Source organism: Methylobacterium sp. 1A (genome assembly GCF_058072805.1).
Genome location: NZ_JBYQVE010000001.1, coordinates 44191 through 69935, shown reverse-complemented (window position 1 = coordinate 69935; position 25745 = coordinate 44191). Strand labels below are relative to the sequence as shown.

Below are 25745 nucleotides of genomic sequence, written 5' to 3'. Positions count from 1 at the left end.
GCCGGGGTCTCATCCGGAATTTTCCTCACAAAAGCGTGGCTTGGCGTTGAACGGAACGGAATGTCGCAGCGTTTGAACGGTCACGCTCGCACCAGCGCGACCGTCCGGAGAACGCGACCGATGTCCCTCGTCACCATCCTGCTCATCATCCTGATCATTCTGGCCTTCGGCGGCGGCGGCTTCCTCGGCGGCGGCGCGTATCGCGGCCCCGGCTTCGGCCTGGGCGGCATCCTGCTCATCGTGCTGATCGTGCTCCTGGTCACCGGGCGGCTCTGAGCGGCGGCCCGTCGCCTGGGCGGACGGCTCGTCCGCCCAGGCTCGTGAACGCTGGCGGATCCCGCGCGAGCGACAGGGGATCCGCCGCGCGATCCGCATCTCAGCGACAGGTGATCCCCACCACGGCAGGCGCGACCGCGCTGGGCCCGCCACCCGAATGCGGCGCCGCCGCGGCGATGCCCTGGGCGGCGAGGAAGGCGGAGATCGCCCGCGCCGAAACGACCGGCAGGCGTGCCGGCGGCACCACCCCGGCGACCCGGCGCGGCGCCGCGGGATAGCGGGCGACGAGACCGACGAGGGCCCCCGACCGGTCCAGCACCGGCGCGCCGCCGGAACCCGGCTGGAGCGCCGCGATCACGTCGCCGCCCCGCGCCTCACCGGGAGCGGCCTGGACCCCGTCCGCACCCGGCGCCAGGGCGATCACGCTCTCCTCGGCACCGACGGGCTCGGTCCGGAGCGCGGGCCGGAGCGGGGCGGGGGCGCCGGGCACATCGAGGAGGGCGAGGCCGGCGGGATCGGTGGCGAGCACCCGCGCCGATGCCGCGCCGATCCTGGGCTGGGCGCAGCCCTCCAGCACGGCGGCGGCGGTCAGCACGCGTCCTGGCGCCACCGCGAGACCCGCGCCCGAGGCCGGCGCGGGGGAGAGGCTCGCCGGCCTCAGCGGCGCGGCCTGCGGCTGGGGCGCCGGGTGGGCGGCGGCGCGGGCCGCCGGCGCCAGACCCGGGGGTAGCTGCGCGGCCGGCGCCGCGGCAGGATCGGGAAACGGCACGAAGGCGTTCGCCACGGCGATCACGAGCCGGTCGACCTCCGGCGCCAGGGCGCGATCGTAGCCGAGCAGGAACCCACGCACGCCCTCCGGTCCGGACGCGTAGCGGATGTAGGACAGTCCCGGCCCGGTCTCGGCGGTGACCACCACGGTGTCCGGCCGCCGCAGCTTGTAGGTCACCTTGCGGCCGGGGAGCGGCGCGGTCGCCTTCTCGAACAGCGCGTCGAGGCTCTCGGCCCCCGGCGGGAAGGCGCGGGATTCCAGGGTGACGCGGCCGTCCTGGCTCTGCCAGCGGGTTCCGGAGGGCAGGGCGGTCCGTCTCGCCAGGAGCCTCTCGGGCACGCCCATCACGGCGCCGGTCCCGGGATCGACCGCGACGCGGAAGCGCGCCGCGTTCCGCGCCGCCGCGCCGGCGGCCAGGAGCGCCGCCCGGCCGCGCGGATCGAGGGGGTCGGCCCCGCCGGTCCGGGCGCCGTAGGCGGTGAGCGCCTCGAAGGTCCGGCGCCCGAAGGCCCCCGACACGACGGCGTTGAAATCGCCGGTCCAGACCAGGGCGTCCTGGACGGCCTTGCGGTCGGCCTCCGGCAGGGCCTCGAAGCCCGCCCGCATCGCCTCGAAGACGGGGTCGGCCGGCGCGCCGGCCGCCGGCGCGGGTCTGGGGGCGGCCCGGGCGGGCGCCGGCCGGTCCTGGGCCCCGACAGGCCCGGTGCCGAGAACGATCAGGATCGCGAGGGCCGTCGCGCGCCGGGCGCGGCCGCGCAGGGTATCCGGGTTCCGACACCGCGACGCGTCACCCGAATCCATGCCCGCCCCCGACCCGCTTTGCACCGCGTCGTCCCGATCCTGGCAGAGGCCGCCGCGACAGGCCAGATCAATCCGGTGCCGGGCCGGTGTCGGCCCGGTCCCGGCAGCCGTGCGTCCGGCGCCGCGATGCGCTACAGGGCGGATGTCCGGCCCTGGGCGGCGGCCGGATCCCGGGTCGGTCGTCCGGCCACGCGATGCCGCCACGGTTCGACGCGGAGCCCGGCATGAGCGACACGAACAACACCTTCAAGAAGGCGCCCAAGCGCAAGGCCGCCAAGGGCAAGAGCATCAGCGTCTCGCCGGAGATGCGGCAGGCCTACGCCGACCTGATCCAGGAGCGCGCCGAGAAGCAGGAGGCCTACGGCCGCCACCTGCCGCAGGACGAGACGCGGCGGCGGTAGCGCGGCCGGGAGAAGCGCCGCCCCGCATCGGCCTCAGCGCTTGCGCACGAACTCGGTGCGCAGCACGAGGCCCTTGATGGTGTCGTGGCGGCAGTCGATCTCCTCCGGATCGTCCGTGAGCCGGATCGACCGGATGACCGTACCCTGCTTCAGGGTCTGGTTCGCGCCCTTGACCTTGAGGTCCTTGATCAGCGTGACCGAATCGCCGTCGGCCAGGACGTTGCCGGCCGCGTCGCGGACGGCTCTCGCCTCGGCGGGCGCGGCCGCGGACCCGGGCGGGAGCCACTCGCCCGTCGCCTCGTCGTAGACGTAAGCCTCGTCGTCGCCGCTCAAAACCGTGCCCCCTGTCCGGATCGGGGCCGGGTCCTGTGAGGATCGCGTGGGCCCGTCATCAGCGCCCCGGCACACCGAATCGGTCGCCGAGTCGGCGCGGGACGCCGCGAGCCTAGCCGATCGGGCCGGCCCCGCGCGAGAGCGGGAACCGGCCCGACGGAGCGCCTTACCGCTTCAGCGGACCGGCCTCGATCACGTCCTCGACCGTGCGCAGGCCGGCGCGCGGGGAGTTGACGAGGCAGGCCATGTTGCCCGGCGGGTGCTGGTTCTTCCACATCTTGGTGTGGGCCTGGGGGATCTTGTCCCAGGGGAAGACCTCGCTCATGCACGGGTCGATCCGCCGGTCGAGCACGAACTGGTTCGCCGACGAGGCCTGCTTGAGGTGGGCGAAGTGCGAGCCCTGGATGCGCTTCTGCCGCATCCAGACGTAGCGGGCGTCGAAGGTGATGTTGAAGCCGGTCGTGCCGGCGCAGAACACCACCATGCCGCCGCGCTTCACCACCAGCGCCGAGACCGGGAAGGTCGCCTCGCCCGGATGCTCGAACACGATGTCGACGTCCTGCTTGCCGGTGATGTCCCAGATCGCCTTGCCGAACTTCCGCGCCTCCTTGGTCCAGGCGTGGAACTCGGGGCTGTTGACCTTGGGCAGCTGGCCCCAGCAGTCGAAGTCCTTGCGGTTGATGACGCCCTTGGCGCCGAGGCTCATCACGTAGTCGCGCTTCGACTCGTCCGAGATCACCGCGATGGCGTTGGCGCCCGAGGCCGCGCAGAGCTGCACGCCGAACACGCCGAGGCCGCCGGAGGCACCCCAGATCAGCACGTTCTGGCCCGGCTTCACCGTGTGCGGGGCGTGGCCGAACAGCATGCGGTAGGCGGTGGCGAGCGTCAGCGTGTAGCAGGCGGCCTCCTCCCAGGTGAGGTGCTTCGGCCGGACCATGAGCTGGCGGGACTGCACCCGGCAGAACTGCGCGAACGAGCCGTCGCCGGTCTCGTAGCCCCAGATCCGCTGCGAGGGCGAGAACATCGGGTCGCCGCCGTTGCACTCCTCGTCGTCGCCGTCGTCGCGGTTGCAGTGGACGATGACCTCGTCGCCGACCTTCCAGCGCTTCACCTTGGAGCCGACCTTCCAGACGATGCCGGAGGCGTCGGAGCCCGCGATGTGGTACTCGCCCTTGTGGACGTCGAAGGGCGAGATCGGCTCGCCGAGGCCGGCCCAGACGCCGTTGTAGTTGACGCCCGCCGCCATGACGTAGACCAGCACCTCGTCGTCGCCGATCTCCCAGACCGGCAGCACCTCGAGCTGGTGGGACTGTTCCGGGGGACCGTGCCGCTCGCGCCGGATCGCCCAGGCATACATCTTGGCCGGCACATGACCCAGCGGCGGGATCTCACCCATCTCGTAGAGGTCCTTGACCTCCCCGCCCGTCGGACTGATCGCAGCGCTCGCCGCCATCTCGCTCTCCTCTCGTCCCGCGTGTTTCTCACGGCCGCGGTTCTCCATCGCGCTATACCGGCGATGCCGGAGGCGTCCAAGTGGGCCGAAAGTCGAAAGCCGACGGTTTCCGACATGAAAAAAGCGCGAGCACAGGGCGCGCGACCACGTATTCAAAATCGGCTTTCCGGCAGACCAAGTATTATTCGGCGCCGGCCTCGGTCGCCCCGACCCCGAGACCTTGCCCGACTCCACCGCCGCGCGCCCGAGCTGCTCCGGGCCGTCCGGCGAGCACATGCACCTCTAAGTCATTGGTTCGACTTGCCCTCTCGCGCCTGAACAGCGGCAAGTCCCGCGAAGAACAGTTCAGGTGGACATTATACCAGCACTGATAAAGCGGATCGGGACCGTCGCGCGGCGCCGTCCGGACCGCGGGTGCGGGCGGCGCGCGAGCGGCGGCGCGCCGCGGCGCCTTCAAATCCCGCTGTTCCGGCGGGCAAGTTTTTTCATGAGCCGCGGATGCCCGCGCGGGCGTCTTGCACTTCCGTCCCGGATGACGCGTGCTCAAGCCTTCGCTACGGTGACCGCAAGGCCGCGCCCCGCGCGGATACAAAGATCACACGGAGGCGAGGAATGGGCGCGAGCGTCGCCGAGACCAGGAGCGACAAGTCGAGCCGCGACAAGCCCTGGATCATCCGCACCTACGCGGGGCACTCGACCGCGGCGGAGTCCAACAAGCTCTATCGGGGCAACCTCGCCAAGGGCCAGACCGGCCTGTCGGTTGCCTTCGACCTGCCGACCCAGACCGGCTACGACCCCGACCACGAGCTGTCCCGCGGCGAGGTCGGCAAGGTCGGCGTCTCGATCGCGCATCTCGGCGACATGCGGACCCTGTTCCAGGACATCCCGCTCGCCCAGATGAACACCTCGATGACGATCAACGCCACGGCCCCGTGGCTGCTGGCGCTCTACCTCGCGGTGGCCGAGGAGCAGGGCGCGCCGATCGCCGCCCTCCAGGGCACGACCCAGAACGACATCATCAAGGAGTACCTGTCGCGCGGCACCTACGTGTTCCCGCCCGCGCCGTCCCTCCGGCTCACCAAGGACGTGATCCTGTTCACGACCAAGAACGTGCCGAAGTGGAACCCGATGAACGTCTGCTCCTACCACCTGCAGGAGGCGGGGGCGACGCCGGTCCAGGAGCTCTCCTACGCGCTGGCCATCGCCATCGCGGTGCTCGACACCGTGCGCGAGGACCCCGAGTTCGACGCCGAGAGCTTCTCCGACGTCTTCGGCCGGATCTCGTTCTTCGTGAACGCGGGCCTGCGGTTCGTCACCGAGATCTGCAAGATGCGGGCGTTCTCGGAGCTCTGGGACGAGATCGCCCGGGAGCGCTACGGCATCGACGACCCGAAGAAGCGCATCTTCCGGTACGGCGTGCAGGTGAACTCCCTGGGGCTCACCGAGCAGCAGCCCGAGAACAACGTCCACCGCATCCTGATCGAGATGCTGGCGGTGACGCTGTCCAAGCGCGCCCGCGCCCGCGCGGTGCAGCTCCCGGCCTGGAACGAGGCGCTCGGCCTGCCGCGGCCCTGGGACCAGCAATGGTCCATGCGCATGCAGCAGATCCTGGCCTTCGAGACCGACCTCCTCGAATACGACGACATCTTCGACGGCAGCCACGTGATCGAGGCCAAGGTCGAGGAGCTGAAGGCGCAGACCCGCGCCGAGCTGGAGCGGATCGGCGGCATCGGCGGCGCGGTCGCGGCGGTGGAAACCGGGGCGCTCAAGCGCGCGCTGGTGGAGTCGAACGCGCGCCGGATCTCGGCCATCGAGGCCGGCGATCAGATCGTGGTCGGCGTCAACAAGTGGCAGCAGGGCGAGCCGTCGCCGCTCACGGCCGGGGAGGGGGCGATCTTCTCCGTCTCCGAGACCGTCGAGATGGAGGCGCAGAGCCGGATCCGCGAGTGGCGCGGCCGCCGCGACGAGAACGTCGTGGGCCAAGCCCTCGACGCCCTGGAGCAGGCGGCGCGCTCCGGCGCCAACATCATGCCGCCCTCGATCGAGGCCGCCAGGGCCGGCGTCACGACGGGCGAGTGGGGCGCGCGCCTGCGCGCGGTCTTCGGCGAGTACCGGGCGCCCACCGGCGTCACCGTGGAGACCGTCTCCAGCGGCGCGGCCGAGGAGGCCAAGCTCCTGATCGCCGATCTCGGCGAGCGGCTCGGCGAGACGCCGAAGCTCGTGGTCGGCAAGCCGGGCCTCGACGGCCACTCCAACGGCGCCGAGCAGATCGCGCTCCGCGCCCGGGACGTCGGCTTCGACGTCACCTACGACGGCATCCGCCAGACGCCGGCCGAGATCGTCGCGAAGGCCAAGGAGACCGGCGCCCACGTGGTCGGCCTGTCGATCCTGTCCGGCTCCCACGTGCCGCTGGTGCGGGAGGTCCGCGCCAAGATGCGCGAGGCCGGGCTCGACCACATCCCGGTGGTGGTCGGCGGCATCATCTCGCCGGAGGACGAGCTGGTCCTCAAGAACATGGGCGTGCGCGCCGTCTACACGCCGAAGGACTACGCCATCGACCAGATCATGGTCGGGCTCGCCAAGGTCGTGGAGAAGGGTCTGGATCGACGGGACGGCCCGGCGGATCCGCCGCGCGCCGAGGCCCAGGTCTACTAGCGGACCGAGCCTGCCCGGACCGCGCGCGGTCCGGGCAGGACCAAACAACCTTAATATTTCTCAGACAAGCATAGGCCCCGGTCCCAAGTGCGGGACCGGGGACGAATCCTATGCGCGCCGGTATCTCCATCGCGGCCAAGCTCGGCCTGTGTCTCGCGGCCCTGGTGCTGCTGATCGCCGCGACGAGCGGCCTCTCGCTGGCCGAGCTCGGCCGCATCGAGTCCGCCGCCGCGCAGCTGCGCGACACGCGCATCCCGGCCACCGACGCCCTCGGCCGGATCGGCATTAACTTCATGCGGCAGCGGGTCAACGCCGTCCGCCTGATCACCGCCGACACGCCCGCGCTGCGCGCAGAGGTCGCCGACCAGATCGCCAAGCGTGACGCGCTGCTCGCGGCCCAGTACGCCCGGTACGAGGCCCTGCCGCTGACCCAGCCCGAGCGCGAGGCCTACGCGGCCTTCCGCCAGCACGTGGCCACCTACGCCGAGCAGCAGCGGGAGGCGGTGGCCAAGGCCGAGGCGGGCGACGTTGCCGGCGGCCAGCGGATCTACAACACGGTGATGTCGGACAGCATCCGCGCCATCATGGCCGACTGGGAGAAGCTCGTCGCCCTGAACGGCGAAGGCTCGCAGGCGAGCGGCACGCTGATCGGGCAGACCTACGACGCCGCCAAGCGGAACGTGCTGGCGCTCGCCGGCCTCGCCCTGCTGGTGGCGCTCGGGGCCTTCGTGCTGGTGACCCGCGGCGTCAGCGGGCCGCTCCGCAAGATCGCCGCCGTCACGCAGCGCCTCGCGGCGGGCGACGCCGAGGTGGCGATCTCCGGGCAGGAGCGCCGCGACGAGATCGGGGCGCTCGCGGGCTCCGTGGTGGTGTTCCGCGACAACCTCGTCCGCGCGCGCGCCCTGGAGGCCGAGACGGCGCTGGCCCGCGCCGATGCCGAGACGCAGCGCCGGGCCGCGACCCGGGCCATGGCCGACGCCTTCGAGCAGGCGGTGGGCGGCATCGTCGGCGGCGTGTCGGCGGCCGCGACCGAGCTGGAGGCCACCGCCCGGACCCTGACCGGCAGCGCGACCGAGGCCGCCGGGCAGTCCGGCACCGTCGCGGGCGCCGCGAGCGACGCCGCCGCCAACGTCAACACCGTCGCGGCCGCCGCCGAGGAGCTCGGCTCCTCGGTGCAGGAGATCGGCCGGCAGGTCAGCAGCTCGGCGGAGCTCGCGCGGGTCGCGGTCGCCGAGGCGACCAACACGGTGGCGCTGGTCCAGGACCTGAGCGGCGCGGCCGCGAAGGTCGGCGACGTGGTGGCGCTGATCTCCGGGATCGCCGCCCAGACCAACCTCCTGGCGCTCAACGCCACGATCGAGGCGGCGCGCGCCGGCGCCGCGGGCCGCGGCTTCGCGGTGGTGGCCTCGGAGGTCAAGGCGCTCGCCGAGCAGACCGCCCGGGCCACCGAGGAGATCACCGGCCAGATCGGCCGGATCCAGTCCTCCACCGGGCAGGCGGCGTCGGCGATCGACGGGATCGGCCGGCGCATCCGCGAGATCGACGGCGTGGCCTCCAGCATCGCGGCCGCCGTGGAGCAGCAGGGCGCGGCCACGCAGGAGATCGTCCGCAACGTCGCCGAGGCGGCCGCCGGCACCGGCGCGGTCACCGGCACCATCGCGAGCCTCGCCCAGTCCGCCGAGGAGACCGGCGCCGCCGCCGCCCAGGTGCTCGGGGCCGCGAGCGAGATGTCGCGTCAGTCCGAGCATCTCGGGGCCGAGGTCGCGCGCTTCCTCGACACGGTGCGGGCGGCGTAGCCCCCCTCACGGTCGGGCGGCGGATCGCGTAGGACGGCGCCATGCCGCCCAACTTGCCGCCCAACTTGCCGCCCGACGCGCCGCCCGCCCTGTCCGTCCTCCCGTCCGCCTTGCCGTCCGCCCTGACCGCGATCCTGCTCCTGGCGGTGCCCCTCGCCGCCGCGCTCTCGGCGGGCCTGATCCTGCGCCTGCGCCCGCTGCTGCAGCGCTACGCTCTGGCCCGGCCGAACGCCCGCTCCAGCCACACCGTGCCGACCCCCCAGGGGGGCGGGATCGCCGTGGTGACGGCGCTGGTCACGATCTCGGGCCTGCTGATCGCGGCGCCGGAGATCGGCGGCCGGCCGGACTGGATCTGGCTCGCCGGCGGAGCCCTGGCCCTGGCGGTCCTCGGCGCCGTGGACGACGTCCGGCCGCTGCCAGCCGCCCTGCGGCTCGCCGTGCAGGCCGTCGTGGTCGGCCTGCTGGTCTGGCACCTGGACGGGCGCCTGCTGCCCGGCCTGCCGCTCTGGCTGGAGCGCGGCCTCGCGCTGCTGGCGGGCCTGTGGTTCGTCAACCTGACGAACTTCATGGACGGGCTCGACTGGATGACGGTCGCGGAGATCGTCCCAGTGGCGGGCGCGCTCCTGCTCATCGGCCTCGCCGGGCACCTGCCGCCGCTGCCGACCCTGGTGGCGGCGAGCCTGCTGGGCGCGGTGCTGGGCTTCGCGCCGTTCAACCGGCCGGTCGCGCGGCTCTTCCTCGGGGATGTCGGCTCGCTGCCGGTCGGGCTCGTCACCGCGTGGCTGCTGTGCCAGCTCGCCCTGGCGGGCGGGCTCGCCGCCGCCCTGCTGCTGCCGCTCGTCTACCTCGCCGATGCCAGCCTGACCCTCGCCGCGCGGGCGGCGCGGGGCGAGCGGGTCTGGGAGGCCCATCGCGGGCACTATTACCAGCGGGCCACCGTCAACGGGCTGTCCGTGCCCGGCGTGGTCGGACGGGTGTTCGCGGTCAATCTCGCCCTGGCGGCGCTCGCCGCCGCGACCTTGTTTTGGCCGTCCTGGCCGGTCACGCTCGCCGCATCGGTCGCCGGGCTCGCCCTGGTTTCCGTCCTGCTCCGCCGCTTCGCCCGCGCCCCGGCGCCGGCCCCAGCCGAAGGTGCCGCCCAGCCGTGACAGAGGCCGCCCAGCCGTGACCGGACTCATCGCGCTCACCGGGGCGACCGGGTTCATCGGCCGCCACCTGCTCGCCGACCTCACCGCGCGCGGCTACCGGGTCCGCGTGCTGCTGCGCCGGCCCACGACCGTGCCGGAGGGCGCGGCGAGCGCGGTCGTCGGCGACCTGACCCGCCCGATCAACATGGCGGCGGCCCTCAGCGGCGTCGACGCGGTGGTGCACTCGGCCGGCCTCGCCCATGCTATGTCGGGGGCACCGGAGGACGACTACCGCACGCTCAATACCGAGGCGACGCGCCGGCTGGCGGAGGCCGCGGCGCGCGCGAAGGTGCGCCGCTTCGTGTTCCTGTCGTCGATCCGCGCGCAGGTCGGGGCGAGCGCGCCGGGCGTGGTCGGGGAGGGCGATCCGCCCCGGCCCACCGACGCCTACGGCCGCTCAAAGCTCGAGGCCGAGGCGGCGCTCGCCGAGACGGGCCTGGACTGGGTCGCGCTGCGCCCGGTCCTCGTCTACGGCGCCGGCGTGAAGGGCAACATGGCCGCGCTCCTGCGACTGGCGCGCAGTCCCTACCCGCTGCCGCTGGGCGGCCTCGCGGCGCGGCGCTCGCTGATCTCGCTGGAGAGCCTGTCGGGTGCCGTGGACGCGGTGCTGGCGGCGCCCGCCCCCCTGAACCGCGCCCTCGTCGCGGCCGATCCGGACCCGCTCAGCCTGCCCGAGATGATCGCGGCCCTCCGACGAGGCCTCGGCCGCGGCCCGGGCCTCGTCCCGGTCCCGGCCGGGCTCCTCCGGCTGGCCTGCCGGCTGACCGGCCGGGACGCGCAGTTCGCCCGCGTCGCCGAGGGTCTCGTCGCCCGCGCCGACGGGCTCGCGTCCCTCGGCTGGCGGCCGGCCGGGCCGACCCGCGACGGGCTCGCCCGGCTGGCCCGCGACGGCGGCTGAACGCGGGGCTGCCTCAGCGGCCCGCGTAGATGTCGGTGATCTTGCCGAGCAGCGACAGGGCGTCCGCCTTCGAGCGCTGGAACGCGTTGCGGCCCACGATCGAGCCGAAGCCGCCGCCCGCCTGGATGGCGCGGATCTCGTCGAGGAAGCTGGCCTCCTCGGCCTGGGCGCCGCCGGAGAAGATCACGATCCGCCGGCCGTTGAACGCGCACTGCACCACGTGGCGGACGCGCTCGGCCGCCGTGCCGATCGGAATGCCGGTCGATTCGTAGACCTTCTTCGCCGCCGGCTGCTCGATATGGGCCGAGGGCAGCTTCACCTTGATGATGTGGGCGCCGAGCTGCGCGGCGATCTGGGCCGCGTAGCCGATCACGTCGATGGCGGTCTCGCCCTCCTTCGACAGGGCCGAGCCGCGGGCGTAGGACCAGATCACCACGGCGAGGCCGACGCTCTTGGCCTCCTCTGCGATCGCGCGGATCTGCCCGTACATGGCGTTGCGGTGGGCGGAGCCCGGGTAGATCGTGAAGCCGATGGCGCAGGCGCCGAGCCGCAGGGCGTCGGCCACCGAGCCGGTGATCGCCTGCTCGGGATCCTCCTCGTCGGCCAGGAGGTCGTGATCGTTGAGCTTCAGGATGAGCGGGATGCGCCCGGCATAGTCGCGCGCGCCCGCCTCGAGGAAGCCGAGCGGCGCCGCGTAGGCGTTGCAGCCCGCCGCCAGGGCCAGCTCGAAATGGTAGTGCGGGTCGTAGGCCGGCGGGTTCGGGCCGAAGCTGCGGGCGGGCCCGTGCTCGAAGCCCTGGTCGACGGGCAGGATCAGCATCTTGCCGGTGCCGCCGAGCTTGCCGTGCTCCAGCATCCGGGCGAGGTTGGTGAGGGTCCCGGGGCTGTCGGCCCCGTACCACGACAGGATCTCGGTGACGCGGGCGGATCGGTCCATCGGGCAGCCTCCTGGCCAGAGACCGTCGCGCCGCGGATCGGGCCGCGGGCCGTGCTGCGGACGGCTCCCGGTCGGAACGGTGCGGGCAAAGCCGCGGTTCCCGCACGCGGCGCTTTCGGCTAACCGGGCGGGAGCGGGCGCCGCCCGGTCCGGTCGCGCGCGCCCGGACCGGCAGCCCCGAGACCGGCCCACGAGACGCGTCAGAGGTTCGCTCATGCGCAGGCTGATCCTGCTGCGGCACGCCAAGTCCGACCGTCCGCCGGGCGTGGCGGACCACGAGCGCCCGCTCAACGCGCGCGGGGACCGGGCCGCCCCTGCGGTGGGCGCCCACCTCGCGCGGGAGGGCCTGTGCCCGGACCTCGCCCTGGTCTCCACCGCCACGCGGACCCGCGAGACCTGGGCCGCGATGGAGGCGGCCCTCGGCAGCCCCGAGACGCGCTGGCATTCCGAGATCTACGAGGCGCCGGCGGACCGGATCCTCGGGGTGATCCGGCAGGCGCCCGACGCGGCCGCCACGCTGATCGTCGTCGGCCACAATCCGGGCCTCGGCGACCTCGCCGCAATCCTCGCGGGCTCGGGACCGCGGGCGGCCCGGGACCGGCTGGCCCTGGAATTCCCGACCGCGGCCTTCGTGGTGATCGACTTCGACGGCGACCGCTGGGCGGAGATCGCGCCGGACCGCGGGCACCTCGACCGGTACGTGCGCCCGCGGGACATCGACCCGGATCTCGGCGGCTGACGCCTCAGGCGACCGGCACCGCCACGGCGTGCGCCTCGACCTCCGCGTGGGTCGGCAGGGGCGAGCCCGGCACGAAGGCCTCGAAGGCCGCCCAGAAATCCTGCCGGATCGCGTCGCGCTCGGTCAGGATCTCGTGCCGGGAATCCGGCAGGACCAGGATATGGCCGGCCTTCAGCCGGGCGGCGAAGCGTTCGGTCTCCGCCGTGCCGCAGACGGGGTCGGCGCCCGCCGCGACGATCAGGGTCGGCAGCCCGATCCGCGGCGCCGCCCGCGGGTCGCGCAGCCGCGCCATCGCGCGGAACGCCTCGGCGAGCCACGCGATCGTCGGGTCGCCGACCGCGCCGGCGCCGACCTGCCGCGCCGCCGCGGCGTTGCGGGCGTAGCGGATGGGATCGCGCGACAGGCGGTTGCCGGCGTACGGGTTGGTGGCGATCGAGACCGGCTTGCCGAACGGGATGTAGCGGCTCCCGAGGCCGAGCCTCTGCAGGCCCCGCGACAGGATCGCGGCGCCGGCCGGCCAGCGGACCATCCGGATCGACAGCATCGGCGCCAGGGTCACCAACCGCCGGAACGGCAGCGCCCCGTCGAGGGCCGCGAGGAGGGCGACGCATCCGCCCATGGAATGCGCGAGGCCGACATGGGGCTCGGGCATCAGCGGCACCAAGATCGTCTCGGCCACCGCCCGCAGGTCGAGCCGGTAATCGTCGAACCGGGCGACGTGGCCCTTGTGGGGGTCGTCGACCCGGCGGTCCGATTCGCCCTGGCCGCGCCAGTCGAACGCCACGACCGCGAAGCCCCGGGCGCGCAGCTCGTGGATCGTCTCGTAGTACTTCTCGATGAACTCGGCCCGGCCCTGGAGCAGGCAGACCGTGCCCCGGCAGGTGCGCGCCGTGGTCTGCCAGTAGGCCGCCCGCAGGGTGCAGTCGTCGCGCGTGCCGACGGCGATCAGCGTGCCGCCCGGCGGGACCGGGTTGTCGGGCGTGCTGCGCAGGGTCAGGAGCGGCGGCTCGCGCCCGGTGTCACCGTCGAAGCGTCTCACTGGCCTCACCTCAGCGCCTCCGCGCATCGTCCGATACACGCCCGGATGCACTCTGCGACCGTAGCGAAAAAATCTCGTTTCCGACCCTCACCGGGGGTCTTGAAGCGCGATTTTCCCCCTCCGATATCTCGTCTGTGCCGGCCGTCAGGCGGCACGAGAGACGGGTCCGGCCCATCGGGCGGACCGGAATTGCATGTTGCTCAGACGAGGATATGTCATGCGTCAGTTCGATCTCGCTCCCCTGTACCGCTCCACCGTCGGCTTCGACCGCCTGTTCTCCGCCCTCGACCAGTTCGCGAGCGCCGAGGCGGCCCCGACCTACCCGCCCTACAACATCGAGCGGACCGGCGAGAACGCCTACCGCATCACCGTCGCGGTCGCCGGCTTCACCGAGTCAGACCTGTCGATCGAGGTGCGGGAGAACGCCCTCACGCTGAAGGGCGAGCGCAAGGCCGAGGGCAGGGCGGAGTTCCTGCACCAGGGCATCGCGGCCCGCGCCTTCGAGCGGCGGTTCCAGCTCGCCGACCACGTCCAGGTGACGGGTGCGGCGCTCGAGAACGGCCTCCTCCACATCGACCTCGTCCGCGAGGTTCCGGAGGCGAAGAAGCCCCGTCGCATCGAGATCGCCTCGGCGGCGCGCCCCAGCGCCCCGGTGATCGAGGGCGACGTCCGCAAGGACGCGGTCCAGCAGGCCGCCTGACCCCGCCCCGCGGGGGAACCGTCAGGTCCATATCAGGTACCGATGAGGTTCTTGGAGCGCCCCGGCCCCGGCCGGGGCGCTTTCTCGTGGCGGCTGTCATAATGGCGTGTGGCCGTCGTGCTCTCTGTCGGATTCGACGGTGCACGGACGCGCACCCGGAGTGAACCCGACGATGGTCGCCAATCTCGCCCGCGGAGCCTACAGCGCGCTCGGAGCCGGCTGGCACAGGGGCGTGCAATGGGGCGTCGGCGCGCCGATCGCCAAGCTGCGCCGCCGGTCGGTCCCGCTGCCGGGCGTCGCGGGCGTGGGCGGAATCGACGACGTGCTCTCGGCCGAGCGGGCGATCCGCCTGCCCGAGCCGTTCGAGGGCCGCAGCCTCGGCCGCATCGGCAGCCTCGAGGTCCGGCTGGCGACGCGGAAATCGGAGATCCGGCGGGCCCAGCGGCTGCGCTACAAGGTCTTCTACGAGGAGATGTCGGCGGTGCCCTCCGGGCTCGCCGCCCTGTCCCGCCGCGACGTCGACGGTTACGACGCGGTCTGCGACCACCTCCTCGTCCTCGACCACGCGGCGCCGCGGCGGAAGAAGCCCTTCGTCGAGCCGCGCCCGAAGGTCGTCGGCACCTACCGGCTGTTGCGCGGCGAGGTGGCCGAGCGGCATACCGGCTTCTACTCGGAGAGCGAGTACGACCTCGCGCCGCTTCTCGCCGCGCAGGGGCACCGGCGGCTCCTAGAGCTCGGCCGCTCCTGCGTGCTCAAGCCCTACCGGAGCAAGCGGACCGTCGAGCTGCTGTGGCAGGGGATCTACGCCTACGTCCTGCACCACCGGATCGACGCGCTGATCGGCTGCGCGAGCCTGGAGGGCACCGACCCGGACCGGCTGGCCCTGCCGCTCGCCTTCCTGCACCACCACGCCCGCGCGCCGGAGGGCTGGCGGGCCCGGGCGCTGCCGGAGCGGGCGGTGGCGATGGACCGGATGCCGCGCGAGGCGGTGGACGCCAAGGCGGCCCTGCAGGCGCTGCCGCCACTGATCAAGGGCTACCTGCGCCTCGGCGCCACCTTCGGCGACGGCGCGGTGATCGACCGCCAGTTCGGAACGACGGACGTGTTCGTCGCGCTGCCGGTCGAGGTGATCGGGGCGCGCTACCGGGGCCATTTCGCGCCGGCCGGGTGAGAGCGCGGGGCATCGGAGGCGGGAGCCCGTACCGTCCTCGCGAGCAGAGCGGAGCGATCCAGCGTCGCCGCGCTTCGCAGGGTCGCGCTGCCCTGGGTTGCTCCGATCCGCGCGAGGACGACGGCGGCCGCCCCTCAGAGATCCCCCAGCGCCAGCTGACCCTGGTTGCGCGCCTTCGGCGGCGCGGCCTTGCGCTCCTTGGCCCGCCCGGAGGCGGGGCGCGCGGCGGCCGCCTTCCTGGGCTTCGGGTCGCCGCGCATCCGGGCCACCGCCTTGTCGCGGGCCACGGCCTCCGGGGCGTTCGGGTCGTCGCTCAGCCACTTGCCGCGCTTGATCACCTCGTTCACGCGGCCCTGGTTGACCCCGACCTTGAAGGCGATCTCCTGCTGGGTCATGCCCGTCGTGGCGTGCAGGTCCAGGATCGCCCGCGCGAGTTCCGGGGTCATCTTCTGTCCGGTCAGCCGCCGGGCGGGCTTCACCGTCCGGGTGGCGCGGTCGCGCTCGCGCAGGCGCTCCAGCAGCGCCAGCGCCATGTTCATGCCGTGCTCGCGCAGGGCCTCCTCGAATTCCTTCAGGGTCGCCATCGGCGCCATCCTCCGCCGGGCTCTCGGGCCGGGTGCTGGCCGGGGAACGTGCCGGGAACGAAGCGGTTGCGCAAGCCGATCCGGCGGGTGCCCACCGCCGCGCCGGTGGATGACACCCGCCGTCCACCGGAAATGCGCGGCCCTGGCCTCCCCCCGGCGGCTCCGCTAGAGGGGGCCGGACCGTGACGGCCGCGGGCGCGCAGACGATGATCACCCCGATCCGCAGAATTGTCCCCGGCGAGGCGTCCGGCTCCCGGGCGCGGGGGCTGGAGGCCGCGGCGGTGCTGCTGTTCCCCGATCTGCCCTTCCCGTTCAGCGCGTTCGAGCGCCGGTTCACCGAGCGGCCCTTCGCGGACGGCAGGGCCGAGAACGTCAGCATCCGCGGCGCGGCCGCCGAGCTGCGCGGCGCGGCCGGCACGCCGGAGGTGCAGGAGTTCCTGCGCCGGCTGCTGATCCGCGTCCCCGCCTTCACCCGGGACCCTCTCGGACCTCGTGATGCACGGTGCCATGGGCGGCCGCTACATGCTGGAGCAGACCGCCTACCTGCCGGTCGCCGCCCAGGCCGACCCCACCTTAAGCCCGCAGCGCATCCTCGCGGCCAAGCTCGGCCGCGCCCGTCGCACCTGAGACAGGAACCGCACCGATGATCCTCGAAATCGCGCAGATCGAGATCAAGCCCGGCCTCGAGGCCGAGTTCGAGAAGGGCATCACCGAGGCCTCGGCGATCTTCAAGCAGGCCAAGGGCTGCCGGCACTTCGAGGTTCGGCGCTCGATCGAGCATCCGCAGCGCTACCGCCTGCTGATCCACTGGGACACGCTGGAGGCCCACACCAAGGACTTCACCGGCTCGCAGCCCTGGCAGGATTACCGCGCCCTGGTCTCCCACTGCTTCGCCGGCCCGGTCGCCGTCGAGCACGCCGAGCAGGTGCTGAAGGCGTTCTGAGCCTCGGCGCGAAGCCGGGCGGGGCCTACAGCGATCCGAAGCGTTGCGAGCCCGACCGCCGGTGCTAGGCTCCCGCGCGACGGGACCCGGAACGAATCATCGGGATTGCGGGTGGGGAACAGGCTGATGGCGCGGCTCGGACGGCTCGCGGGTGCCCTGGCGCTCCTCGGAGGAATCGCCGGCAATCCGGCCCTCGCCCAGACCTCGCCAGCCCTGTCCCCACCTGCGGCCCGCACCGCGCCCCGCCCGGCGACGGCTGTCGCCGCGCCGTTCGCCAGGACCTTCGTCCGGGCCGACCTCGCCAGCGCGGCGGTCCGCCTGGAGACCGCGCTGAAGGCGGAGGCCGGGGGCCCGCTGCGGCCCGCCGGCCAGTCCCGCGCGGCCGGGCTGGCCCTGCTCGCCGCCGACAAGCCCGACGAGGCGCTGGCGCCTTTGACCGCCGCGGTGGCGGCCGATCCCGCCGACGCGCGCAACTGGCAGGCCTATGCCCGGGGGGCCGCGGCGGCCCTGGGTGCCCTCGAGGACAACGACTACCAGGGCCGGTCGCGTCTGCGCGGGCGGGTGACGGCCGCCGCCTACCGCGCCTACGAGCGCGCCGGCACGGCGGCCGACGCCGCAGCCGCGCTGGCGGCGCTCGGCGCCGCCGAGGCCGAGCAGGAATCGTGGCGCCCGGCGCTCGACGCCTACGCGGCGAGCCTCGCCCTGGCCGAGACCGGTTCGGTCCGGGAGACCTACGAGACCGTGCGGGCGCAGCACGGCTTCCGCATCCTCGACTACAAGGTCGATTCCGACGCGGCCGCTCCCCGGGCCTGCTTCACCTTCTCGGAGGCGATCCGCCCCAAGACCGACTACGCCCCCTTCGTGGCCGTCTCCGGCAGCAGCGCGGCCGCCGTGACCGGGGAGGGCTCTCAGGTCTGCGTCGACGGACTCAAGCACGGCGGCCGCTACGCCATCGTGGTCCGCCAGGGCCTGCCCTCCGCGGTCGGCGAGAGCCTGCTCAAGGCCGCCGATTACGAGATCTACGTCCGCGACCGCGCCCCGCAGGTGCGCTTCACCGGGCGCAACTACGTCCTGCCCCGGACGGGCCAAGCGGGCGTGCCCCTGGTCTCGGTGAACGCGCCGAAGCTCGACGTCGAGGTTCTGCGGATCGGCGATCGCGGCCTGCTGCCGACCCTGCGGTCGGAGGACTTCCTGGGCCAGCTCAGCGGGTCCACCGCCCGGACGATCGCGTCTGAGAAGGGTCAGCGCGTCTGGAAGGGCACCCTCGACACCGCCAAGGCCGAGCTGAACCAGGAGGCCGTCACCGCCTTCCCGGTCCTTCAGGCCGTGGGCAAGCTCGAGCCCGGCCTCTACGTGATGCTGGCCCGCCCCTCCGGCACGGCCGCCTCCGACGAGGAGTACGACACCCAGGCGACCCAGTGGTTCGTGGTCTCCGACCTGGGGCTCACCGCCACCAAGGGCCGGGACGGGGTCACCGTGGTCCTGCGCTCGCTCGCCTCCGCGCAGGTGATGCCGGGCGCCGAGATCCGGCTTGTCGCCCGCAACAACGAGGTGCTGGGCACCCGGACCACGGACGCGCAGGGCCACGTCGCCTTCGATCCCGGGCTCGCCCGCGGGGAGGGCGGTCTGGCGCCGAGCCTCGTGGTCGCCCAGGCGGGCGGCGATTACGGCTTCCTCGACCTCAACCTCGGCGCCTTCGACCTCACCGACCGCGGCGTGAAGGGACGGCCCGAGACCGGCGGCCTCGACGCCTACCTGTTCCCGGAGCGCGGGGTCTACCGCACGGGCGAGACCGTCCAGCTCACCGCCCTGCTGCGCGACCCCCGCGGCGCCGCCGTGCCGGACCTGCCGCTGACCCTGGTGGTGAAGCGGCCGGACGGCGTCGAGTACCGGCGCGTCTCGGTGCCCGACCAGGGGCTCGGCGGCCGGGCCCTGCCGCTGCCGCTCCTGTCGGGGGCGATGCACGGCACGTGGCGGGTCTCCGCCTACACGGACCCGAAGGCGCCCGCGATCGGCGAGACCAGCTTCCTCGTGGAGGATTACGTCCCCGAGCGGCTGGAGGTGACCCTCAAGGCCCGGCAGGCGGCCCTGAACCGGGGCGAGGCCGCGCAGGTCGACGTCGCCGCCCGCTACCTCTACGGCGCCCCGGGCTCCGATCTCGACGTGTCGGGCAGCGTGACCGTGCAGGCGGCGGCCACCAGCGGCATCAAGGGACTGGAGACTTATTCCATCGGTCTCGACGACGAGGCCGTGGAGCCGACGACCCAGGAGTTGCAGGACCACGCCACCACGAACGCGCAGGGCGCCGCCACCGTCACGGTGCCGGTGCCCCAGGTCGCGGCGCCGCGGGCGCTGGAGGCGAAGATCACGCTGGCGGTCGGCGAGCCCGGAGGCCGGGCGCTGTCGCGCAGCCTGACCCTGCCGATCCTCCCGGCGAGCCCGGTCCTCGCCCTGCGCAAGGGCTTCACCGACCTCAAGGAGGGCGGGATCGCCGGCTTCGACGTGGTGTTCGCGCGCCCCGACGGGGCGCTCGTTGCCCGGCCGGGCGTGAGCTGGACCCTGTCGCGGATCGACTCCTCCTACCAGTGGTACCGGGCGGACGGGCGCTGGTCGTTCGAGGCGGTGAAGTCCGCCCGGCGCGTCGCCAGCGGCACCGTCGACCTCACGGCCGCCGGCCCGAGCCGGATCGAGGCGCCGGTCGGCCTCGGCCGCTACCGGCTGGAGGTCTCGACCGCGGGCGCTCCGGAGGCGGGTGCGAGCCTCGGCTTCGAGGTGGGCTGGGGCGGCTCCGAGACCGCGGAGGCGCCCGACCTGCTCGACCTGACCCTCGACAAGGCCGCCTACGCCGCCGGCGACACGCTGCGGGCCAAGCTCAGCCCGAAGTTCAAGGGTCAGGCCAGCTTGATGGTCGTCAGCGACCGCGTGCACCAGACCCTGGAGGTCAGCGTGCCGGAGGGCGGCACCACGGTCAGCATCCCGGTGAAGGCCGAGTGGGGCGCCGGCGCCTACTTGGTGGCCACCGCCTACCGGCCCCTCGACCAAGCGGCCAAGCGCCTGCCCGGCCGGGCGCTGGGTCTGGCGTGGTTCTCGGTGGACCGGGAGCGCCGCAGCCTCGGGGTCGCCCTGAAGGCGCCGGAGCGGGCGCGCCCGCGCCAGGACCTGACCCTGCCGGTCCAGCTCACCGGGCTGAAGGCCGGCGAGCCGGCGCGGATCACCGTGGCGCTGGTCGATGTCGGCATCCTCAACCTGACCCGCTACGCGGCGCCGGACCCGACCCAGTACTTCCTCGGCCAGCGGGCACTCGGGCCGGAGGTCCGCGACCTCTACGGCTACCTGATCGACGGCATGCAGGGCTCGGCCGGGGCGATCCGCTCCGGCGGCGACGCGGGCGGCGGCGAGCTCGCCGATTCCCCGCCGACCCAGGCGCCGCTGGCGCTCTATTCCGGCGTCGTGACCGTGGGGCCGGACAGCGCGGCCAGCGTCACCTTCCCGATCCCGGCCTTCAACGGCACCGGCCGCGTCATGGTCACCGCCTGGAGCGGCGACCGGGTCGGGCAGGCCCAGGCCGACGTGATCATCCGCGACCCGGTCGTGCTCAGCGCCACGCTGCCGCGCTTCCTCGACACCGGCGACCGCTCGCGCCTGTTCGTGGCCCTCGACAACGTCGAGGGGCAGGCGGGCGAGTACACGGTCGACCTGAGCCCGACCGGCCCGGTCGTGGTCGGCGCCAGCGCGCTGCGCCAGACGCTGCGGCTGGAGGCCGGCGCGAAGGGCCAGTTCGCGATCCCCCTCACCGCCGCCGGACCCGGCACGGCCCGGCTCGACCTCGCCCTGTCGGGGCCCGGCCTCCCGGCCGCCCTCAACCAGAGCTTCGCCCTTGGGATCTCGCCGGGGACGGGCGCCCTGCTGCGCCGCTCGGTGCGCAGCCTCGCCCCGGGGGCGAACCTGACGCTGACCTCGGACCTCCTCGCCGACCTGCAGCCGGGCACCGGCAGCGTCTCGCTCTCGGCCACGGCCCTGCCGGGGGTCGACGTGGCGGCCCTGCTCCGGGCGCTCGACCGCTACCCCTACGGCTGCTCCGAGCAGGTGGTGAGCCGGGCGATGCCGCTGCTCTACGTCAACAAGCTCGCGGCGCTGGAGAAGCTCGCCCTCGACAACGGCGCCGACGAAAGGGTGCGCGAGTCGATCGAGCGCCTGCTCGCCCGCCAGGATTCGAGCGGGGATTTCGGCCTGTGGTCGGCGCAGGGATCGAGCGACCTCTGGCTCGACGCCTACGTGACCGACTTCCTGACCCGCGCCCGCGAGCGCAACTTCGCGGTGCCGCAGAAGGCCTTCGCCCAGGCCCTCGACTACCTGCGCAACGCGGTGGCCAACGCCACCGAGGTGCGCAACGGCGGCGCCGACCTCGCCTACGCGGCGTACGTGCTCGCCCGGAACGGGCGGCCGGTGATGGGCGACCTGCGCTACCTCGCCGACACCAAGATCGGCGACTTCTCCTCCGCCCTCGGGCGCGCGCAGCTCGCCGCCGCCCTGGCGCTGCTCGGCGACCGCGGCCGCGCCGCCAAGACCATGGAATCGGCGCTCACGGTCCTGCGCGCCGAGCGCGACAAGGGTGTCTACCGCGCCGATTACGGCTCCCGCCTGCGCGACGGAGCCGGGCTGATCACGCTCGCCGCCGAGAGCGGGCTGGCGCAGGGGGCGCTGGGCCCCGCGGCTTCCGTGCTCGGCGAGGAGCAGCAATCCGAGCGCTCGACGAGCACGCAGGAGAATGCTTGGCTGGTGCTCGCCGCCGAGAGCCTGTCGAACGAGGCGGGCACCCTCTCGTTCACCCTGGACGGCGCCTCGCAGACCGGCCTGCTGGCCCGGGTCTATCGGGAGGCGGCCCTGGCCGACCGAGGCGTTCAGCTCACCAATACCGGCCGCGCGCCTGTGCAGGTGGCCGTGACCGTCAACGGCAGCCCCCTGGTGCCGGAGCCGGCGGCGCAGCAGGGCTACACGATCGAGCGCAGCTTCCGCCGCCTCGACGGCAGCGTCGTCGATCCGGCGAGCGGCCTGCGCCAGAACGACAGGCTGGTGGTGGTGCTCAAGGTCACCGAGGCCAAGGCGGAGGCGGCGCGGCTCCTGCTGGTCGATCCGCTGCCGGCGGGGCTGGAGATCGACAATCCGAAGCTCCTCGACGCCGACGCACTCCAGGGGCTCGCCTTCGCCAAGTCCGACGTGCAGCCGGTCCACACCGAGTTCCGGGACGACCGGTTCGTGGCCGCCTACGACCGCGACCCGAGCCAGTCGGCCTTCTTCACGGTGGCCTACACGGTGCGTGCGGTCTCGCCGGGGACCTACGTCCATCCGGGCGCCACCGTGGAAGACATGTACCGGCCGGCGCGGTTCGGCCGGACCGCCTCGGGCAGCGTGACGGTGGGGGCGGCCAAGTAGGGCGGCCGGCGTTCGCGCGCTCCGCTCGACTTCAACCTCCCGTCATCGCGAGCGAAGCGAAGCGACCCAGGGCCAGCGCGCCGTCGGTGAGCGTGGCGCTTCCCTGGATTGCTTCGCTCCGCTCGCAAGGACGGTGGTGCTGAGGGCATCGTCCGGCCTCGGCCTCGAGCACGGAGGCGCAACCCGCCGGGCCGGGCTGCTGCGTTGCGGCAGGCACATGGTGCGCTGCGGAACCGCCGCGAGCGCCCACCCATTCCCACAGGTCCCGTTCGGAACCCGTGGAGCGATGCCCGATGCCGGACCTCGACGCGCTCGCCGGCTCCGCAGCCCGCGCGCTGGCCTACCTGCCGTGGTGGGCCGAGAGCCTGATCCTCATCGTCGCCTGCTGCGCCGTGGTGATGCCCCTGCACGGGGTGGTCTACCGGGCGATGAAGCGGGCGGTCGCGGGCAAGAGCCTGTTCTGGCGCTCGCTGGTCTCGCGCACCCGCGGGCCGAGCCGCCTCGGCCTGATCGTCGTGGCGATCAGCCTCGCCTCGACCACCGTGCACCTGTCCTGGGAGGTGCGGATCGCCCTCAACCAGATCCTGCTGGTGGCGTTCGTGACGCTGACCGGCTGGTGCTGCGCCACCGCGCTCCACATCGCCACGGTGATCTACCTGCGGCGGTTCAAGCTCGACGCCGAGGACAACCTCCTGGCGCGCAAGCACTTCACGCAGATGCGCATCCTGGAGCGGGCCGGCGTGACGCTGGTGGCGCTGGTCACCCTGTCGGTGGCGCTGATGACCTTCGAGCCGGTGCGCCAGTACGGCGTCAGCCTGCTCGCCTCGGCGGGCGCGGCGGGCCTCGTCCTCGGTCTGGCCATGCAGCCGGTCCTGTCGAACCTCGTGGCCGGCATCCAGATCGCCATCACGCAGCCGATCCGGATCGAGGACGCGATCATCGTCGAGAACGAGTGGGGCTGGGTCGAGGAGATCACCGCGACCTACGTGGTGGTCCGCCTCTGGGACTGGCGCAGGCTGGTCCTGCCCCTGACCTACTTCATCCAGAAGCCGTTCCAGAACTGGACCCGCGACGGCGCCTCGCTGATCGGCAGCGTGTTCGTCTACGTCGACCACCGGGCGCCGGTCGCGGCGATGCGCGAGAAGCTCGCCGAGATCGCCAGGGCCACGCCCCTGTGGGACGGCAAGGTGGTCAACCTCCAGGTCTCGGACGCGAAGGAAGCGACGATCGAGATCCGGATGCTGGTGAGCGCCCGCAACGCGCCGCAGGCCTGGGACCTGCGCTGCGTGGTCCGCGAGGCGATGATCACGTGGCTCCAGGCCGAGCACCCGGAGGCCCTGCCGCGGCACCGCACGGAATGGGTCGGGGCCGCGGAGATGCCGCTTCGCCGTGCAGAGGAGCGGCGGTTTGCGGCGTGAGCCACCTCGTCATCGCGAGCGCAGCGAAGGGACCCAGGGCTGCGCGCCATCTGTGCGCGTGGCGCTACTCTGGATTGCTTCGCTGCGCTCGCAAAGACGGGTGTCAGTCGTCGGCGCCGGCGTAAAAACTCTCCACGCCGATGCCTTCCTCCTGCATCAGCCGGGCGCGGGCGCGCAGCTTCTCGGTCTCGCTCTTGAGCTGGCCGCAGGCCGCCAGGATATCCCGGCCGCGGGGCGTGCGCACCGGCGAGGCGTAGCCGGCGTTGAACACGATCTCGGAGAAGCGCTCGATCCGGTCCCAGTCCGAGCACTCGTAGCGGCTACCCGGCCAGGGGTTGAACGGGATCAGGTTGATCTTGGCCGGGATGCCCTTGAGCAGGCGGACCAGCTCCCGCGCGTCCGCGTCCGAATCGTTGACGCCCTTCAGCATCACGTACTCGAAGGTGATCCGGCGGGCGTTGCTCAGGCCCGGATAGGCGCGGCAGGCCGCGAGCAGCTCGGCAATCGGGTACTTGCGGTTGAGCGGCACCAACTCGTTGCGCAGGTCGTCGCGCACGGCGTGCAGCGAGATCGCCAGCATGGCGTTGGCCTGCTCGCCGAGCCGCGGGATCTGCGGCACGACCCCCGAGGTCGAGACCGTGATCCGGCGGCGGGACAGGCCGAGGCCCTCCTGGTCCGACATCACCCCGACCGCGTCGACCACGGCGTCGAGGTTGTAGAGGGGCTCGCCCATGCCCATGAACACGATGTTGGTCACGAGCCGGCCGACCTCGCCGGCGCCGCCGGCGTCGCGGCTCGGCATCTGGCCGGGCCAGTCGCCGAGCTCGTCCCGGGCGGTGACGAGCTGCTGCACGATCTCGGCGGCCGACAGGTTGCGCACGAGGCGCTGCGTGCCGGTGTGGCAGAACGAGCAGGTCAGCGTGCAGCCGACCTGGGAGGACACGCACAGCGTGCCGCGGTCGGGCCCCGGAATGTAGACGCACTCGATCTCGGCGCCGCGGTTGTGCTCCTGCCGGTTGGTCGGCGCCATGCGCAGGAGCCACTTGCGGGTGCCGTCGCGCGAGACCTGCCGGCTCGCCACCTCCGGCCGCTCCAGGGTGAAGTGCTCGGCGAGCTGCGCCTTCAGCGCCTTGCCGACATTGGTCATCTCGGCGAAGTCAGACGCCCCGCGGAAATTGACCCAGTGCCAGACTTGGCCGGCGCGCATCCGGCTCTCGCGCTCGGGCACGCCCATGCCGATGAGCTGCGCCTTGAGGGCGTCGCGGGTCAGGCCGACCAGCGAGGGGCGGCGGCCGGGCAGCGCCTCGGGGAGGAGATCCGGCGCCTTCTCGATCGCGGCATCGGCCGCGCGGGCGCTGTCGAGCGACGGCGTCGCCATGGCGTTCAAACGATCCATACGTTGGAAAGGGTCTGATATACGCGATCGCGGCGGCGAAGGCGAATGCGCGCCGCCCACAGGGGGCCTGACGGAGAGCCATGGCGACCGACACCCGAGCCGGGCAGGCGATCTACAATCCGCGGACGCTGCAGATCTACGACCTCGTGGTGCTGCGCCTGTCGAACCCGCTGATCTGGCGCTGCCCCACGGCGCGGATCCTTGATCTCTACGACCGGCACGCGGGCCTCGCGCATCTCGACGTCGGGGTCGGGACCGGCTGGTACCTCGACCGATGCCGGTTCCCGGCGCCCGCGCCGCGGGTCGGCCTGATGGACCTCAACGCCGACAGCCTCGCCTTCGCGGCCGACCGGATCGCGCGCTACCGGCCCGAGACCTACCGGGTCGACGTGCTCGCCGCCCCGGCCACCGGCATCGCGCCGTTCGACTCGATCGGGATGACCTACCTGCTGCACTGCCTGCCGGGCGACATCGCCGCGAAGGCGAGGGCCTTCGACACGGTGCGACCGTGCCTGGCCGATGACGGCGTGGTGTTCGGCGCCACGATCCTCGCGGGCGGCGTCCCGACCACGGGGGCGGCGCGGGCGCTGATGCGGGTCTACAACCGCAAGGGGGTGTTCTCGAACGCCGCCGACACCCTGCCGGCGCTGCGCGCGGCGCTGGAGCAGCGGTTCCGGTCGGTCGAGATCACGGTCGTCGGCTGCGTGGCGCTGTTCGTCGCGCGCGAGCCGCGCTGAGTCGGTTGCCGTCTTTGCGAGCGGAGCGAAGCAATCCAGCGGCGCCACGCCCGCCGAGCTCGCGCTGCCCTGGGTTGCT

The 25745-nt window shown here is 73.2% G+C and carries 20 protein-coding genes and 1 pseudogene; 14 read left to right on the top strand and 7 right to left on the bottom strand.

Annotation, left to right across the window (positions count from 1 at the left end):
- The first annotated feature begins 120 nt into the window (after window positions 1-120).
- Window positions 121-276: a hypothetical protein gene (locus tag ACX9MN_RS00340; RefSeq protein ID WP_007563230.1), complete on the top strand. Its 156-nt coding sequence runs from the start codon at window positions 121-123 to the stop codon at window positions 274-276.
- A 100-nt stretch (window positions 277-376) separates the two neighbouring features.
- Here the strand turns inward: ACX9MN_RS00340 and ACX9MN_RS00335 are convergent, their stop codons facing one another.
- Complete coding sequence (locus ACX9MN_RS00335; protein WP_132368670.1) at window positions 377-1846, bottom strand: S1 family serine peptidase; 1470 nt, start codon at window positions 1844-1846, stop codon at window positions 377-379.
- Between the two features lie 224 nt (window positions 1847-2070).
- Here ACX9MN_RS00335 and ACX9MN_RS00330 point away from each other — a divergent pair, with 224 nt between their 5' ends.
- Complete coding sequence (locus tag ACX9MN_RS00330; protein WP_012318104.1) at window positions 2071-2247, top strand: hypothetical protein; 177 nt, start codon at window positions 2071-2073, stop codon at window positions 2245-2247.
- A gap of 33 nt (window positions 2248-2280) precedes the next feature.
- On the opposite strand, the gene ACX9MN_RS00325 is transcribed toward ACX9MN_RS00330, so the two are convergent.
- Together ACX9MN_RS00325 and ccrA are read right to left on the bottom strand one after the other, a co-directional pair.
- Window positions 2281-2580 carry an alkylphosphonate utilization protein gene (locus tag ACX9MN_RS00325; RefSeq protein ID WP_020092438.1) on the bottom strand — a complete coding sequence of 100 codons (300 nt, stop codon included), beginning with the start codon at window positions 2578-2580 and terminating at the stop codon, window positions 2281-2283.
- A 166-nt stretch (window positions 2581-2746) separates the two neighbouring features.
- Window positions 2747-4033, bottom strand: a complete 1287-nt coding sequence (gene ccrA, locus ACX9MN_RS00320) for a crotonyl-CoA carboxylase/reductase (protein ID WP_042672037.1) — start codon at window positions 4031-4033, stop codon at window positions 2747-2749.
- Between the two features lie 612 nt (window positions 4034-4645).
- Here ccrA and ACX9MN_RS00315 point away from each other — a divergent pair.
- The 4 genes from ACX9MN_RS00315 to ACX9MN_RS00300 all read left to right on the top strand — a co-directional run bounded on the left by ACX9MN_RS00315 (window position 4646) and on the right by ACX9MN_RS00300 (window position 10569).
- Window positions 4646-6688, top strand: a complete 2043-nt coding sequence (locus ACX9MN_RS00315) for a protein meaA (protein ID WP_489723501.1) — start codon at window positions 4646-4648, stop codon at window positions 6686-6688.
- A 110-nt stretch (window positions 6689-6798) separates the two neighbouring features.
- Window positions 6799-8484, top strand: coding sequence for a methyl-accepting chemotaxis protein (locus ACX9MN_RS00310; RefSeq protein WP_331326228.1), 1686 nt, complete (start codon window positions 6799-6801; stop codon window positions 8482-8484).
- Between the two features lie 122 nt (window positions 8485-8606).
- On the top strand, window positions 8607-9632 hold the full coding sequence (locus tag ACX9MN_RS00305; RefSeq protein ID WP_244539991.1) for an MraY family glycosyltransferase: 1026 nt from the start codon (window positions 8607-8609) through the stop codon (window positions 9630-9632).
- A 16-nt stretch (window positions 9633-9648) separates the two neighbouring features.
- Window positions 9649-10569, top strand: a complete 921-nt coding sequence (locus ACX9MN_RS00300; protein WP_489723500.1) for an NAD-dependent epimerase/dehydratase family protein — start codon at window positions 9649-9651, stop codon at window positions 10567-10569.
- 13 nt (window positions 10570-10582) lie between these two features.
- Here ACX9MN_RS00300 and ACX9MN_RS00295 read toward each other — a convergent pair whose 3' ends face one another.
- Complete coding sequence (locus tag ACX9MN_RS00295) at window positions 10583-11506, bottom strand: class I fructose-bisphosphate aldolase (protein WP_020092444.1); 924 nt, start codon at window positions 11504-11506, stop codon at window positions 10583-10585.
- A gap of 214 nt (window positions 11507-11720) precedes the next feature.
- Here ACX9MN_RS00295 and ACX9MN_RS00290 point away from each other — a divergent pair, with 214 nt between their 5' ends.
- Window positions 11721-12245, top strand: a complete 525-nt coding sequence (locus ACX9MN_RS00290; RefSeq protein WP_091979813.1) for a SixA phosphatase family protein — start codon at window positions 11721-11723, stop codon at window positions 12243-12245.
- A 4-nt stretch (window positions 12246-12249) separates the two neighbouring features.
- On the opposite strand, the gene ACX9MN_RS00285 is transcribed toward ACX9MN_RS00290, so the two are convergent.
- Window positions 12250-13284: an alpha/beta fold hydrolase gene (locus tag ACX9MN_RS00285; RefSeq protein ID WP_056523499.1), complete on the bottom strand. Its 1035-nt coding sequence runs from the start codon at window positions 13282-13284 to the stop codon at window positions 12250-12252.
- Window positions 13285-13501: 217 nt separating this feature from the next.
- On the opposite strand from ACX9MN_RS00285, the gene ACX9MN_RS00280 reads away from it, so the two are divergent.
- The gene (locus tag ACX9MN_RS00280; RefSeq protein ID WP_042673074.1) at window positions 13502-13984 is read left to right on the top strand and encodes an Hsp20 family protein; all 483 of its coding nucleotides are present in this window, start codon (window positions 13502-13504) and stop codon (window positions 13982-13984) included.
- A gap of 172 nt (window positions 13985-14156) precedes the next feature.
- Window positions 14157-15155, top strand: a complete 999-nt coding sequence (gene olsB / locus ACX9MN_RS00275) for a l-ornithine N(alpha)-acyltransferase (protein WP_091682363.1) — start codon at window positions 14157-14159, stop codon at window positions 15153-15155.
- A 134-nt stretch (window positions 15156-15289) separates the two neighbouring features.
- On the opposite strand, the gene ACX9MN_RS00270 is transcribed toward olsB, so the two are convergent.
- Complete coding sequence (locus ACX9MN_RS00270; protein ID WP_026604809.1) at window positions 15290-15739, bottom strand: DNA-directed RNA polymerase sigma-70 factor; 450 nt, start codon at window positions 15737-15739, stop codon at window positions 15290-15292.
- Between the two features lie 206 nt (window positions 15740-15945).
- Here ACX9MN_RS00270 and ACX9MN_RS00265 point away from each other — a divergent pair.
- The 4 genes and pseudogenes from ACX9MN_RS00265 (at window position 15946) to ACX9MN_RS00250 (ending at window position 23533) form a co-directional block, all read left to right on the top strand.
- A pseudogene (locus tag ACX9MN_RS00265) lies at window positions 15946-16366 on the top strand (Kdo hydroxylase family protein).
- 16 nt (window positions 16367-16382) lie between these two features.
- Window positions 16383-16682: an antibiotic biosynthesis monooxygenase family protein gene (locus ACX9MN_RS00260; RefSeq protein WP_010685588.1), complete on the top strand. Its 300-nt coding sequence runs from the start codon at window positions 16383-16385 to the stop codon at window positions 16680-16682.
- 126 nt (window positions 16683-16808) lie between these two features.
- Complete coding sequence (locus tag ACX9MN_RS00255) at window positions 16809-22115, top strand: alpha-2-macroglobulin family protein (RefSeq protein WP_132368665.1); 5307 nt, start codon at window positions 16809-16811, stop codon at window positions 22113-22115.
- 293 nt (window positions 22116-22408) lie between these two features.
- Window positions 22409-23533 carry a mechanosensitive ion channel family protein gene (locus ACX9MN_RS00250; protein ID WP_489723499.1) on the top strand — a complete coding sequence of 375 codons (1125 nt, stop codon included), beginning with the start codon at window positions 22409-22411 and terminating at the stop codon, window positions 23531-23533.
- 103 nt (window positions 23534-23636) lie between these two features.
- Here the strand turns inward: ACX9MN_RS00250 and rlmN are convergent, their stop codons facing one another.
- Entirely contained in the window at window positions 23637-24911 is a 1275-nt protein-coding gene (rlmN, locus tag ACX9MN_RS00245; RefSeq protein ID WP_489723498.1) for a dual-specificity RNA methyltransferase RlmN, read from the bottom strand.
- A 98-nt stretch (window positions 24912-25009) separates the two neighbouring features.
- Here rlmN and ACX9MN_RS00240 point away from each other — a divergent pair, with 98 nt between their 5' ends.
- Complete coding sequence (locus ACX9MN_RS00240; protein WP_489723497.1) at window positions 25010-25666, top strand: class I SAM-dependent methyltransferase; 657 nt, start codon at window positions 25010-25012, stop codon at window positions 25664-25666.
- Window positions 25667-25745: the final 79 nt, after the last annotated feature.